The 14,159-nt window shown below is 55.7% G+C and carries 13 protein-coding genes; 6 read left to right on the forward strand and 7 right to left on the reverse strand.

The features are described 5' to 3' along the window. Positions 1 to 61: 61 nt before the first annotated feature. From SH678x_RS09095 to SH678x_RS09110, 4 genes are all read right to left on the reverse strand, one after another. A complete protein-coding gene (locus SH678x_RS09095; protein ID WP_496922586.1) occupies positions 62 to 2,269 on the reverse strand; it encodes a carboxy terminal-processing peptidase in 2,208 nt (735 codons plus the stop codon). Between the two features lie 201 nt (positions 2,270 to 2,470). Beyond that, positions 2,471 to 3,472 (reverse strand): hypothetical protein, encoded by a 1,002-nt coding sequence (locus SH678x_RS09100; protein WP_496922587.1) that lies wholly within the window; start codon positions 3,470 to 3,472, stop codon positions 2,471 to 2,473. 56 nt (positions 3,473 to 3,528) lie between these two features. Continuing rightward, positions 3,529 to 4,617, reverse strand: coding sequence for a hypothetical protein (locus SH678x_RS09105; protein ID WP_496922588.1), 1,089 nt, complete (start codon positions 4,615 to 4,617; stop codon positions 3,529 to 3,531). Between the two features lie 380 nt (positions 4,618 to 4,997). Next, positions 4,998 to 5,465, reverse strand: coding sequence for a hypothetical protein (locus SH678x_RS09110; RefSeq protein WP_496922589.1), 468 nt, complete (start codon positions 5,463 to 5,465; stop codon positions 4,998 to 5,000). A 209-nt stretch (positions 5,466 to 5,674) separates the two neighbouring features. On the opposite strand from SH678x_RS09110, the gene proC reads away from it, so the two are divergent. The 4 genes from proC (at position 5,675) to SH678x_RS09130 (ending at position 7,980) form a co-directional block, all read left to right on the forward strand. Further along, complete coding sequence (gene proC / locus SH678x_RS09115; RefSeq protein WP_496922590.1) at positions 5,675 to 6,496, forward strand: pyrroline-5-carboxylate reductase; 822 nt, start codon at positions 5,675 to 5,677, stop codon at positions 6,494 to 6,496. Positions 6,497 to 6,507: 11 nt separating this feature from the next. After that, entirely contained in the window at positions 6,508 to 6,756 is a 249-nt protein-coding gene (locus tag SH678x_RS09120) for a hypothetical protein (RefSeq protein WP_496922591.1), read from the forward strand. Positions 6,757 to 6,787: 31 nt separating this feature from the next. Next, positions 6,788 to 7,303, forward strand: a complete 516-nt coding sequence (locus SH678x_RS09125; protein WP_496922592.1) for a hypothetical protein — start codon at positions 6,788 to 6,790, stop codon at positions 7,301 to 7,303. A 113-nt stretch (positions 7,304 to 7,416) separates the two neighbouring features. Continuing rightward, on the forward strand, positions 7,417 to 7,980 hold the full coding sequence (locus tag SH678x_RS09130; RefSeq protein WP_496922593.1) for an elongation factor P: 564 nt from the start codon (positions 7,417 to 7,419) through the stop codon (positions 7,978 to 7,980). Between the two features lie 48 nt (positions 7,981 to 8,028). On the opposite strand, the gene SH678x_RS09135 is transcribed toward SH678x_RS09130, so the two are convergent. The 3 genes from SH678x_RS09135 to guaA all read right to left on the reverse strand — a co-directional run bounded on the left by SH678x_RS09135 (position 8,029) and on the right by guaA (position 11,860). Then, positions 8,029 to 8,325, reverse strand: a complete 297-nt coding sequence (locus tag SH678x_RS09135; protein ID WP_496922594.1) for a hypothetical protein — start codon at positions 8,323 to 8,325, stop codon at positions 8,029 to 8,031. Positions 8,326 to 8,453: 128 nt separating this feature from the next. Further along, positions 8,454 to 10,133 (reverse strand): energy-dependent translational throttle protein EttA, encoded by a 1,680-nt coding sequence (gene ettA, locus SH678x_RS09140; RefSeq protein ID WP_496922595.1) that lies wholly within the window; start codon positions 10,131 to 10,133, stop codon positions 8,454 to 8,456. Between the two features lie 122 nt (positions 10,134 to 10,255). Continuing rightward, entirely contained in the window at positions 10,256 to 11,860 is a 1,605-nt protein-coding gene (gene guaA / locus SH678x_RS09145; protein WP_496922596.1) for a glutamine-hydrolyzing GMP synthase, read from the reverse strand. A 239-nt stretch (positions 11,861 to 12,099) separates the two neighbouring features. Between guaA and surE the strand changes: the two genes are divergently transcribed. Together surE and SH678x_RS09155 are read left to right on the forward strand one after the other, a co-directional pair. After that, positions 12,100 to 12,870, forward strand: a complete 771-nt coding sequence (surE, locus tag SH678x_RS09150) for a 5'/3'-nucleotidase SurE (protein ID WP_496922597.1) — start codon at positions 12,100 to 12,102, stop codon at positions 12,868 to 12,870. A gap of 121 nt (positions 12,871 to 12,991) precedes the next feature. Beyond that, positions 12,992 to 14,053, forward strand: a complete 1,062-nt coding sequence (locus SH678x_RS09155) for a hypothetical protein (RefSeq protein ID WP_496922598.1) — start codon at positions 12,992 to 12,994, stop codon at positions 14,051 to 14,053. Positions 14,054 to 14,159: the final 106 nt, after the last annotated feature.

Genomic DNA, 14,159 nt, shown 5'->3' on the forward strand with positions numbered 1-14,159 from the left:
TTACAAAAAAAGCCGCGGAGCAAAAACTCCGCGGCTTTGTCGTTTCAATTTCTAAACAGGATTACCGCGTGGCGGCAACGCTGTCGTCATCCAACAGATCAAGATAATCCAACGAGATCGAAATGATTTCTTCGTTGTAGGGGGTCGCAGGAAACACAGGGCGGTCGTTGTCCTGGAGATCCTCAAACATTTCTTCCTGATCCTTGTCAGAGTTGACGGCCTCGCGCTCGGCCAGGAACTTTTCCTTGTTCAACGTCACGGTTGGTTCCTGCTGACGCTTGACGAGTTCCTTGATCTTCTCCTGCTCTTTGATGAAGAAGTCGGTCTCGGCAATACGCTTCGTGGCCTTATCACGCAGGCGATCAACGATCGGCTTGGCCGCTTGACGATAGTTGTCATGCGGTTGTGGCGCGACCTGATCGAACTTCAACGCATAGTCGAGGTCCGATTCGCCGATGCCTTCCCAGAAACTCGTGCGATAAGGCAGTTCGATATCCGACACAACGCCACGATTTTGCGTGCTGTCGCCGCTGGGGCGATAGAACTGCTGAATCGTCATTTTCAGCGCACCCAGGTTCGGACCGTCTCCCATGGGGAACAATTGCTGACCCAAGTCAAACAACTGTTGAACGGTTCCCTTGCCGTGTGTCGATTTGTCACCGATCACGATGCCGCGACCGTAGTCCTGAATAGCACCGGCAAAGATTTCGCTAGCACTGGCGCTGAAGCGGTTGATTACCACCACGAGCGGGCCGGACCAAACTTCACCGGCTTCTTCGTCGGGATACGGCGAAACGCGGCCATCTGGACCCTTCACTTGCACGACGGGACCCTTGTCGATGAACAGGCCGGTCACTTCCACCGATTCGGGGAGAGAACCACCGCCGTTGAAGCGGAGGTCCATCACGACCAAATCGACGTTCTTTTGCTTAAATTCTTCGAGCAGTTTACGGACGTCGCGCGTCGTGCTTTTGTAATCGGCCTTACCGGCACGACGGCCATCCATATCCATATAGAAGCTGGGCAGGCTGATGATGCCGATCCGACGAGTCGGACCATCGGGGCCTTCCTTTTGCTCCACGATTTTGCCGGTGGGCTCTTCGACCGACTCTGCGGAATCTTTATTCGGCTCGGTCAGTTCGGCCGTATCGGCAGCTTTTTCATCTGTGGTAATTGGAGTTTTCTTGAGCGGACGTTCCAGCACGGCGCTGCGTGCTTCGCTGTCCTTCAATTCGATTCGGGCACGCGTGATGTCATAAACCTTGCGGCCCGTCTTATCCTCGGGATCGACTTGCAGGCGAACAATTGTGCCGGGTTTGCCGCGAATCATCTGCACAACGTCATTGATTTTCATGTCGACGATGTCGACGAAATCTCCCTCGGGACCTTCAGCCACGCCCACGATCACGTCTTTCTCCTTGAGACGACCGTCTTTGTCGGCGGCACCACCGGGGACGATTTGGCGAACAATCGTTTCGCCGTACTTCGATTCGAGCGAAGCTCCAATGCCGTCAAGTTCCAGCCGCATTTGAATTGTGAAATTGTCGAGCGTGCTGGGTGACATGTAGCTGCTGTGAGGATCGAAGCTCATAGTGAGCGCGGTGAGGAAATCTTCCAGCAATTCGTCGTTGCTGTACTGCTCCCAGTTGCGTTCAATGCCGCGATAGCGTTTGTGCAGCTTATCGATCACATCTTTTTCATCGGCGTCTTCTTCGACTAATTCCAACAACAAGTCGTATTTCACACGCTTACGCCAACGCTCGTCGAGTTCTTCGTTCGTTTTGGCATATTCCATCTTTTTGGGATCGCGAACCATGTCCTCGTCGACGGTGAAGTCATGCTCGGTGTCGATCAACTTTTGCGCGACGGCAACGCGCTCAGAAACGCGCTGGAGAAAGCGGTCGAACACGCGCTTGGCAAAACGGACGTCTCCTTCTTTGACGTAATCGTCGATCTTGTCCTGATCGGCCATGAATTCATCAACGTCGCTTTGCAGGAAGAACAGCTTCATGCGATCGAGGTTTTCCAGAAACGCCTTGATCGTGCGCTGCGAAATCTCGTCGTTGACCTGCATCTCCGAGAGATGCTTGCGGTCCATGAGAGCCGAAACCATCAAAGCGATGTTGCGATCTTCGCGCGTAGGATCGGTGGGTTTGGCTTGGGCCAAGGGAGCAAGAAAAGTGGTTCCCAAACAGGCGGCCGTCAACAGAGCAACCATCACCGATCGGCGGCTCCGCGAACGTAAATACCTCTCTCCGTCGAGACTCATAACATTCCCTCTCTGATGAAAATTCGGGCAAGAGCAGCGGCGATGCGCTGTCGTGGTTGGCTCAGAAAAAGCTGCTGTCATAGTACAGAGCAGCCATTCTGCGGACAAGATCGAACGGTGTTCCGGTAGATAGCTTACGCTGGCACTTCCGCGATGGTTCGTAGCCGCAGAGAATCGCGGCAAATACCGAAGAAAATACCGTTATTGGGGCACACTTGGTGTCGATGTTTGCGACGCTTCTTGGGTCGTGGCGACAGTGGGCGTGTCGCTTGATTGACCATGATTCAGAAGCTTCTGGACGCTCCAGCGGATGCGCCGGCCGGAGGAATCGAAATCAGTCGATTGGGCTTCAATCTCCGCACCAGGGACTTCGCTGGAGAGCAGAACCATCGTCTGCGAATTCCCTTTTTCGCGGCGTTTTATCGTTTGTTGACTCACGCAGTCGAGAATCTTTCCTTCGAGAGAATAGGGAACCGAGCGTGCGACGGTCGTAACGGAATCAAGTGGCGCCGCTTCGACCGGTGAGGCTTCGGTTTGCTCGATCACGTTGCGAGCCAACACGTGAGGAAAGATTTCGGAAGAGTAATAAATCCGGTCGACGAGCGTTCGATTCTCGTCGTTATATTCGACTTCCCAAACCTGACAACTCACGGTGTCAATCGACAACGTCATCGAGTGATCGGCCTGGCGGGTGGTGGAGAAAATCGCACCAGCCCGATCCGTCGACAAACGCAAAACGCGCGTATTCCAGGGGCCCTCAATTCTTTTGCCCGAAACGTCGACCGTAGCTTGCACGTCGATAACGTAATTGTCCTCGGTCACGGCTTTGAGGATTTCTTTTTGCGTGGTGACGCTGCGACCGAAGAGCTTTCCGCTCTCGTCAAAGGTTTCGGTGGTGATTTCAATTTCACGCCAGGCACCGATGGGAAATCGAGCCCAGGGATGATTCTCCGCGGGGAGATTCCAGTCCACCTTGGGAGCCGTCGACTGGGGGCTGGCCGATGCCGTTTGAATCGGGACAGCCGTGGGCTTCTTCGCAACGGAATCGGCCTGGGCGTGGAGGGGCGAAAACTGCGAACCCCCAGCCAACAGCACGACCATCATGCCGAAGCGAATAGCAGCAAAATGAAAATTCTTCACGTAACGTGGCCCGCTGGTGAGAATCGTCAAAAAATCGAGAGGTAGGTTGGCTGAATCGGACAAGCTAGCATTTTACCGCATTACGGCGCGGCGATACTAGGGCGAATTGTGGCCATTGCCTACTCAAAAGCCGCCACAAGCTGCTGGTCCCAGCGGGGAAAAACACCGCGTAAATCGAGCCAAATTTCCTCTTGTTGCATTTGGGCGAGGATTTGTGGGCTAGATTCTTGCAAAGCGTTGACCACGGCTTCAAACGCCGCCGGTTGGGGCTTCACGACGATTGCCCAGCTGGGAGCTGTGAGTTTGGCATCGGTGGCGTCGCACCACAGGCCATCATAGTGCGTCGGTGTGGCCGTGATGATCTGTTCGTTAGCGCCAATCAACATCGCCAAGCGATTGGCCCGCTGTTCAAGATTCTCCAGCGGTGCGGTCAGTAATTGCCAAACGGGAATTTGATACACAGCCTGCGCCTTGTTTTGATAAAGCGACAGCGTGGCCATGAGCGCGGCAAACGTCAGGTCATGCGGCGTGGCGAGTTGAGCCAGTGTGCTATACGAGAGTTGGTCCACTAAATACTGCTTGCCAACGATGATCCCACACGGCGGTCCTCCCAACAGCCCTGCCCCATCGAGCACGATCAACTCCGTTCCCCATTCCAGACGCTCGTTGATCGTCGCGTAACCCCCCAGTCCATACTGTTGAGGGTTGATCAAACCCGCCAGACGCGATTGGTCGAACACCAGATTAGCCGCTCGTGCGAGTTCACAGGCCGTATGAAAACTATTGACGACAAACACGGCTTCGGCGCCGGTGAGTTCTTTCAGCGTGATCGACACGCGATCTCTTAGGGCTGTCCCGCCCGAGTGATATTCGGTGGCCAGACGCACGACTTCATCAACCGCTGGTTCGGCCAGTGGCAACGCAGGCCAGCGATCACCAATCACCGTGCCCGAAGCGTTCACCGCGGGGAGCGAAGTTTGTGCAGGCCCTAGCAACCGTCGCGCAAGGCGCTCGGCCAATTGCCCTAAGGAAGGAACATTGCCTTGATCGATCCGCTGCCGCAGATTGGTCTGCAATTCTTCCAGAAAACCGGTCGCCCGCTGGGCAATCGTGGTTTGATTCACTCGCTTCACAACTTGGGCGACCGTGGGATGGCCGAGCAATTCCGAAAGCGAGGGTAACTTCGAGAATGGGGATTCGGGTTTCATACACCCGATTATCCCGCTTTATTGCGAAGCGTCTACTAGAGCGAGCTGGAAATCAACGCAAAGAACCGGACGCTAGCGCGTGACGGCTGATTGAATTAGCCGCAGGCGCTAGCCCACGGTTTCTTAAACTACTATTTTAAGCCCACTTGTTGCGGAGTGGGGAACGGATCGTTCTTCACTTTTTTCAATATGTTCCGTTCTTCGTTCCAGGTGCTCAATCCTGGCAGACTTCCTGAAGATTGCCAAGTTGTACAGCCCACGCTGATCATAAGCAGAGCACTGCAAACCACACACTGCCAGCATCGACAACTTTTCAGCAAACCTGGCATCGATATTCCGCTGGTTGAGTAAGTGCGACAAACGAAACGAGGAGCAGCGAGTTACGGATCGAGCCGAGGTTGAGACATCCATTCACCCACTGTTTGGGGACCATCATTTTTCGGCGGGTCGGGCGTGGTGAGTCGTTCCCACAACCCTTGCTTGGGTTGTGAATTGTTCGCTTGCTGGGCATTGGATCCGCCGCCAAACGAAAACATTTCTTTCGTCCCTTCCCAGGCGCTCTTCGTGCCGGCGGTAACTTTGTTGTAACCCGATTTGAACGGTGCGGTCACCGACGACATGTCGGGCATCGTGAGTTTCGGCATTGTGAGCTTGGGCATCGGAATGCCTGCAAAGCCCGTCTGTTTCACGTCGGAATCTTCACGCATTTGAGGGGTGCCCCCGATGGACTTGTGAGATTCTTTTTTTTCTTCCTGGCCGCCGAACAGTTGGGCCGAGCAAGGTACCGCAGCAATCAACATGTAAGCAAGGATCAGTGACGAAAGAGAGGTTTGGCGTGCAATCGTCATACAAATGGCCTCCTGAAGATGGCCTGATAGGTTAAGACAGGGGTGTGCAGCCGCAAATTGCGGATTCAACTGGGGCGGAGTGTTTCAAATCCCCCGTTTTTCGTCCAGAGAACTTTGCCGAGGCAATGTGTCGCGATTGTCGAACCGTACAGCTTGGCGTACCATAGCCGCCAGTCATTCGCACACTAGCAAAGCTGGCGGACACTTTCGTGGCTGAATTCGCTCCAACAATCGGTTTTATTGGCTCGGGCCGGATGGCCACCGCACTCGCGCGGGGCTGCCTGCAAAGTGGCTTGGTCTCGGCCAAGCAAGTGCTAGCAGCCGATCCCCATGCCGACGCGCGCAAAGGATTTAGCGAACAAGTCGCCGGTGTCGAAGTCTTCGATGCCAACGGGCCAATTCTTTCCCGCGCCGATTTGATCGTCTTAGCCGTGAAGCCACAGGTGATGTCGACCGTACTTGCGGAGATCAAAACGCAAGTCACTACAAATCAATTGTTCGTGTCGATTGCGGCGGGGATCACAATTTCGCGATTGGCCGAGGGTTTGCCCGCAGGTACGCGGTTGATTCGTGTGATGCCGAATACCCCCTGCCTTGTCGGCTTAGGGGCGTCGTGTTTCAGTCGCGGCCCAACCGCTTCGGCTGCTGATGCCGATCACGTGCGCCAGATACTCGCCAGCGTGGGCCAAGCCTTTGAAGTGCCGGAAGAATCGCTCGACGCCGTGACGGGGCTCTCGGGTTCGGGTCCCGCGTTTATCTATCGCGTGATAGAATCGCTCGCGGCTGGGGGAACGGCCATGGGTTTGCCGGAAGAGTTGGCACTGCAACTTGCCGCGCAAACCGCCAAAGGAGCCGCCGAAATGGTGCTCACCACGGGACGTTCGCCCGCGGAACTGCGCGAGCAGGTCACGAGCCCTGGTGGCACGACACTCGCGGGGTTGAATAAACTGGGAGAACTCAAAGGGGCCGAAGCGTTTGGCGAAGCCGTGATCGCGGCGACCAAGCGCTCGCAAGAATTGGGTCGTGCTTAGGAATTCGAATCGTGTCAATTTTATGTCGTGTTGATGACAAGTATGTGCCGCTTTACCGCGTGATGTGGGTCGCGGCGACGCCTCACTTTTGTGGTGAGGAAGATTGCACGCGTGAGGGCTTTTACGAGATTCGCCTAGAACAAGGAGAATCCGTGTGGGCCAACGTCAAGGAATGCGAAGAAATGAATAAGCGGCTCGATCAATGGCAAGGGGGCCTCGGGCCACCCGACGACGAGCCAGGGGAAAGTCCGCAGTGGTGAAAACCGGCTGAGTCGGTAGGAAGGGTCCAACATGGCCGATAGCGATGAACTCTACTGGCGGGAAACGTACTTTATTTTGTTCCCGCAAAAACGTCGGCCAACGCTCAAGGAAGTTTCGGCCGCGCTTGCCAATGCCAATAAACGCTTTCAATTGGAGAATCCCGCTGCCGACGACAAGGGATTGATCGAATCGCTCTTTGTGGAATCGCCCGAGGATCATGCCGCGGTCGAGATCAGTTACGAAGTGGGGGACGCGATCATCGAGCAAAACCTGGCCTGGGCCAAGGAACTGAAAAAACAATTGTCGGCCGCGCAATTGCAGGAGCTGATTAAATCTGATGCCCGCCTGGACGTAGCCCACTTCGAGCGCATGCCCGCCAGCGGCGGAGCGGAATACGCCGCCGACAATTTCGGCGATGAATTCGACGACGAGGAAGCGGGCCTCGAAATGCTCGATCCGACCTGCCTGCTGACCGTCGTGGAAACCTTGGCCGATTTGACGGGCGGCTTGACGTTCGACCCCGCGGCTGGTGAAATTTTGAGCTAAAGGGGAAAGTCGAATTCGGAAAGGGGAATCTTGGGTTGCTCTTTTCTTGCGATTGAGCGACATTCTCCGCTTCGACATTTCCCTTTCCACTTTCGTATTTCGACTTTGATACTATGCTCGCTAAAGACGCCAAACCGGGTGCCATCGTTTTGTACAACGAATCTCCGCACATCATCGAAACGGTTCACGTGCAATCTCCCTCAGCTCGCGGTGGAACGACGCTCTACAAGTTCCGCGCCCGAGATATTGTGTCGCAGCAAAAGACCGATTTTGCTTGCAAGGGAACCGACATGCTTCCCGAGGCCGACTTTCAGCGGCGTGAAGTTACGCTCATGTACTCCGACGGCGATCAGGTTCACTTTCTCGACTCGGCCGATTACAACCAGTACACTCTTCCCGCGGCCGACATCGCCGAGCAAATGCAATACATCAGCGAGAGCCTGACGGGCATTCTGGCGCTTGTCTACAACGACGAATGCGTCGGTCTGCAATTGCCGCCATCGGTCGAACTGAAGATCGTGCAGTGCGACCCCGGCGTGAAAGGCAACTCGGCCACGTCGCGAACCAAGCCCGCGGTGACGGAAACCGGCGCGATCATTCAGGTGCCCGAATACATGAAAGAGGGCGAGGTCATCAAAGTCGACACCCGCACGGGTGATTTCACCGGCCGGGCGTAAAATGGTCCGTTCTCAGGCACGGCAGTGGGACACTGCCGGCTAACGGTATCAGAAAAGTTCTTTCTGCAGCAGGACGGGGCCGGATTTCTTTTTGACCCGGGCCGAAGTTTTTTTCTTCTGCGCTTTTTTCTTCACCGCTTGCGGTTTCGCGGCCTTCGAGACTTTCTTTTTCGGAGCAGTCTTTTTCGGCGCGGGCTTCGGCTTGGCTGCTTTTTTCGCCGCAGCTTTCTTCACCGACTTTTTCTTCGCAGCCTTTTTGGTCGGTTTGGCTTTCGGACCTCCGCCGAAGATACCATCCCAACCATCCGAGAACTTTTTAGTCGATCCAACCCGCACAACGCTCATCGATAACTCTCACCTAAATATTGGAATAGAACGCGGATGAACACAGATCGAACGGATTGACGCAGATTCTAGAAATAGAAATCCGTGGTAATCTGCCCGATCCGCGTCCCTCTGTGGCCACTCTGGAATTAGTTCTGCTGCAATTTTTTATACCGGAATCGATGCGGCGAGTCAGCCTCTTCGCCGAGTCGTTCTTTCCGTTCGCGCTCGTAGGCGTCGAAATTTCCATCGCACCAATGAACGTAACCATCGCCCTCAAACGCCAGGATATGCGTCGCCAAGCGGTCGAGGAACCAACGATCATGGCTCACCACGACCGCGCAACCGGCAAAGTTCGCCACCGCTTCTTCGAGTGCCCGGAGCGTATCGACGTCGAGGTCGTTGGTCGGTTCGTCCAAGAGCAGAACATTGGAACCACGTCGTAGCAGCTTGGCCAAGTGAACGCGGTTACGTTCACCACCCGACAAAACGCCGACCTTCTTCTGCTGGTCCGTGCCCGTGAAATTGAAGCGTGCCACATACGCGCGGCTGTTCATCACACGTTTGCCCATTTCCAGATTGTCGAGCCCACCGGAGATTTCTTGATACACCGTGTTATCGGCACCGAGGGCATCGCGGGACTGATCCACATAACCCAGATTGACCGTGGGACCCATTTTCAAGCTTCCGACATCGGGCTCTTCCATGCCCATCAACATCTTGAGCAGCGTCGTCTTGCCGGCACCATTGGGGCCGATGATGCCCACGATACCACCCGGCGGCAGACGGAAGTTGACGTTCTCGAAGATCACGCGGTCGCCGTAAGATTTGCCGAGATTCGTGGCTTCGATCACCATGTCGCCCAAGCGCGGGCCGGGCGGAATTTGGATTTCTAGTTCGTCAGGCTTGTCGTTGTACTCTTCAGAAGCCATTTGCTCGTAAGCTTTAACCCGCGCTTTGTTCTTAGCCTGCCGAGCCCGCGGAGCCATACGAATCCAATCGAGCTCCTTAGCCAGCGCCCGCTGACGAGCGGATTCCTTCTTCTCTTCGGTGGCCAACCGCTTGCCCTTTTGTTCCAACCACGATGTGTAGTTGCCCTCGAAGGGCCAGCCTTTGCCGTATTCGAGTTCCAGGATCCAGCTGGCCACGTTGTCGAGAAAGTAACGATCGTGGGTAACCGCCACGATGGTCCCGGTGTACTCCGCCAGATGGCGTTCGAGCCAGGCAATGCTTTCCGCATCCAAATGGTTGGTCGGTTCGTCGAGTAGCAGCATGTCGGGCCGTTCGAGCAACAACTTGCACAAAGCCACGCGGCGTTTTTCACCACCGGAAAGTATCGACACATCGGCATCACTTGGCGGCAAATTCATCGCGTCCATCGCGATCTCGATTTGCCGATCAAGTTCCCAAGCATTCGCCGCGTCGATCTTGTCTTGCAGCACCGACTGGCGATTCATCAGCTTTTCCATCGCATCGGGATCGTCGGCCACCTCGCCATATTTTTCACCGATCTCCTCAAATTCCTTGAGGAGCGCACGCGTCTCCGCGACCGCTTCTTCGATGTTGCCGCGCACGTCCTTGTCAGGATTTAGGTGGGGCTCTTGCTCCAACAGACCGACCGTGTAGCCTTCGGCAATCTTGGCTTCACCGTCGAACTCCTTATCACGGCCCGCCATGATTTTAAGCAGCGTGCTCTTCCCCGAGCCGTTGCGCCCCAGGACGCCAATCTTCGCGCCAGGGTAGAAGGCCAAGTTGATGTCCTTCAAGACCTCGCGCTGCCCGATCTTCTTGGTGAGATTATTGATTTGGTAGATGTATTTTAATGCCATAGGTCTGTTCTAATGTGAAATGTTGAATTGCTATGTTCAGATGCTTGTCACGCAGAGGCGCTGAGAGCGCCGAGTTATTAATTGATTGTTCTCAGCGTCCCCTGCGCCTCTGAGTGAATATTTTATTCCCATTCAATCGTTGCCGGCGGTTTGGAACTGATATCGTACACCACGCGGTTGACCCCTTTGACTTCGTTAATGATTCGCGTCGAAATCCGGGCGAGCAAATCGTAGGGCAAGTGGCTCCAATCGGCGGTCATGAAATCGTCGGTGTTCACGCATCGTACGGCTAGCGCATTATCATACGTGCGGCTATCGCCCATCACGCCGACACTTTGCACCGGTAGCAACACGGCAAACGCTTGCGAAGTTGCTCGATACAGCCCCGCGGCTTTAATTTCACCCACGACGATGGCATCCGCGGCCCGCAACACGTCGAGCCGTTCGCGGGTCACTTCCCCTAAACAACGCACGGCCAAGCCCGGTCCCGGGAACGGATGCCGCCACACGATTTCTTCCGGCAGGCCCAACTGAAGCCCTAGCCGGCGAACTTCGTCCTTAAATAAATCCCGCAGCGGCTCAATCAGTTCGAAGCCCAGTTCCGCGGGGAGCCCCCCCACGTTGTGATGCAATTTTATCGTGTCGGCTGGGCCATCCACGGCCGCGCCGCTTTCAATCACGTCGGGATACAGCGTCCCCTGAGCCAGGAACTTCGCTCCCGAAATTTTCTGAGCTTCTTCCGCAAAGCAATCAATGAAGGTGTGCCCAATCCGGCGGCGTTTTTCTTGCGGATCGATAATCCCAGCCAGCTCGTTCAAAAATCGATCTTCGGCCTTCACCACGTGCAGATCGGTTTTGAAATGCTTGGTGAACTCCTCGATCACGGCCTTTTCTTCATCAAGCCGCAGCAGGCCGTTGTCGACCAAAATGCACGAAAGCTGTGGGCCAATGGCTTCGGCTAATAACGCCGCGACGACTGAGGAATCCACGCCCCCCGACAATCCGCAGATCACACGATCGGAACCGACGCGCTGGCGAATTTGAGAAATCGTCTGGTCGGCGAAGTCACCCAGCTTCCAAGTTCCCGTGGTCTTGCACGCGTGATGCAAGAAGTTGGCGAGCATCTTGCCACCCTCGGGGGTGTGCGTCACTTCGGGATGAAACTGCAATCCATAAATCGGCAAACTGCGGTGCTTCACCGCCGCATAGGGGCACGTATGCGTGTGGGCGAGCGGTTCGAATATCTCGGCGATGTTCGAAACCTGATCGCCGTGGCTCATCCAAACTTGCGTCTGCCGCGCCACGCCATCAAATAAATTGTCTTGGGCTGTGATCTCGCATTCGGCGCGACCATATTCCCGCGCGGGGAAGCTTTCGACCTTGCCTCCCAAAGCCTGACAAGCAAGCTGCATTCCGTAGCAAATGCCAAGAATTGGTATGCCCAGCTCAAACAGCTTGGGATCGCACTTGGGGGCGCCGTCGTCATACACGCTGGCCGGCCCGCCCGACAGGATCAGCCCCATCGGCGCGAGCTCTTTCACACGCTCAGCCGTGATGCTGTGCCGCACGATTTCGCAATAGACGTGCTGCTCGCGGACCCGGCGGGCGATCAGTTGGGCGAACTGTGAACCGAAGTCCAGCACCAACACTCGCTCGGCGGCGGTACTGCGTTCAGCTACTGGCGGAGTGACCGTCATGGTTCTTTCAGCGGGAGCGAGTCGGGCCATCCTCGACCCTGACAATTCACTGTCCTCGTTCCCAATCGGGTGGGAAACTCGCCATTATAAGGGTGGGGTGGGGAGTTGCTAGTGGCGTGGAGGCTCGAAGAAAGCCGCGATTCGACGAATCGCCGGTCTCGGGCAATGTTGCATTTTCACACCATCGCGTTGAATTTCAGCACAAAGACCCGCTATGATGTGGAATTCTAAGTATCGACGGAACTCCTAGCCACACGGATATTTACGGCATGCGAATCTTGCTCACCAACGATGACGGCATCTATGCACCGGGCCTGGCGGCCATGGAACGTGAGTTGCGGAAACTGGGTGACGTGACCGTAGCTGCCCCCCTCACCGAACAAAGCGGCGTGGGGCATGCGATCACGTACCTGACCCCCCTGATGGCCCGGGAAGTGTTCGCCGAGGATGGCAAGCGGCGTGGCTGGGCCGTCGAAGGAAGTCCCGCCGACTGCGTGAAGCTGGCCGTTTGTGCGTTACTGCCGGAACGGCCCGATTTGGTCGTCAGCGGGATCAACAGTGGCATGAACGCCGGTATCAACGTGCTGTACTCCGGCACCGTGGCGGCGGCCATTGAAGGAGCCTTTTTTGGAATCACCAGCATCGCGGTGTCGCTCGAATATCACGACGCCCCGCGTTACGACATAGCCGCGGAAAAGGCGGCGGGCATCATCAAACAAATGCTCGCCCAAAAAGACGCGGCCGGACATTTGTATAATTTGAACATCCCCATGCGGGCGTTGACCAATCCGGCGGAAGTGAAATTCGTGCCGATGGCGACCGCTCCCTGGGGAGAAGATTTTCAGGCACGAATGGACCCCCGCGGGCGGCCCTACTTTTGGGCCAACGGTTTGCAACCCGACCCACCGCCGGGGGCAGACACCGATTTGTTAGAACTGCGTTCAGGCAACATTACGGTGACGCCATTGAAGTTCGACATGACGCATACCGCGATGCTCAGCGAAATGCGTGACTGGAAGTTTGAAAAAGTGAAAGCTTAAGACAACGGGCGGAACACTAATCATCACTAATAACCACTGATCTCATTTGCGAAGATCAGCGATTTATTAGTGTTCAAAAAGATCAAACTTGGAAAGCATAAAACACAACGGAATTCTTATCATGAAGGCCATTCCCTATTTCCTATGCGTGATCGCAATGATTTCCGGCTGTGAAGTTCCGGAACTGGAACCTCCCCAAGCTGCTGCGCCCGCTCAGCCGGCAACCACGGCGGCAACTCCTGGGAATACGGCTGCTGCTCCGACAGACACAACCGCTGCTGCGACCACTCCCGCAGCCGAGCCTTCGGCTTACGACCGAGCGGCCCATGTCGACCCCGAAGCGTTCCTGCCCGATGGCCGCGTTGATATGTCGGGCGTCGAAGGGGAACCACCGATGACCAGTGGCGTCCCCCGCGAGATTCACCCCAAGGATCCCAAGCAAGGCAAACTCTCCCGCCGCGCGGGTGGCACCTTAGGCAGCACGATGCAATCGATGCCGTGGGTTAAGAATGAAACCACTTTTAATCTCGTGATCAAGCCGGCCCTGCTGCAGTACGAAATCATTCATTCCCATTACCCGAAGGACCACAAAGAATTCATGGAGAAGTTCATTCCGGAAATGTGCCCGCAAGTGCTGCCGCTTCCGGAACTCGAACCCGGCGACGAATACCTTTACGATCCCGACGATCATTTGCTGAAGATCTGGCGCCCTGCCGAGGCGACGCCTGAACTTCGTGCCAAGTATCTCGGCGAAGAAGCGGCAGCATCGCCAACCGATCCAGCGGCAGCTACGTCGGCCAACCCGGGTTCCCCCAATCCCAACGAACCATCAGCTGTTACCAGCACGCCTCGCGAACTCACCGGCCTCGACCCCTCGAAGGGTAAGAAATCCCGCGCCGCGGGTGGCTACCTGGGTGCCGTCGGGGGGGCTCGTTTTTATGCCGAGCACTCGATGATCTTTAACAATATGAAGCGCGCGCTCGAAATATATAACGGAAACGAAGGGCATTATCCCAAGTCCCACGAAGAGTTTATGAAAGTGATCATTCAAGATAATCAAATTGCCTTACCGGAACTGGATCCCGGCGTGGAGTACATTTACGACCCGGAAGATCACAAACTCAAAATCTGGCAACCCGCAGACACAGAAACCGCCCCCGTTGCGATTGAAGAAGAGTCATAAAATATCCCCCTCTCAGTACTCTGGGAGGGGCTAGGGGAGGGTTTTCAGCAGCACCAATCCGCGCAACCCTCACCCAAAACCCATCCGCTTTCGAGTCATTTTTTGG

This window comes from Bythopirellula superficialaquae, from assembly GCF_059632245.1.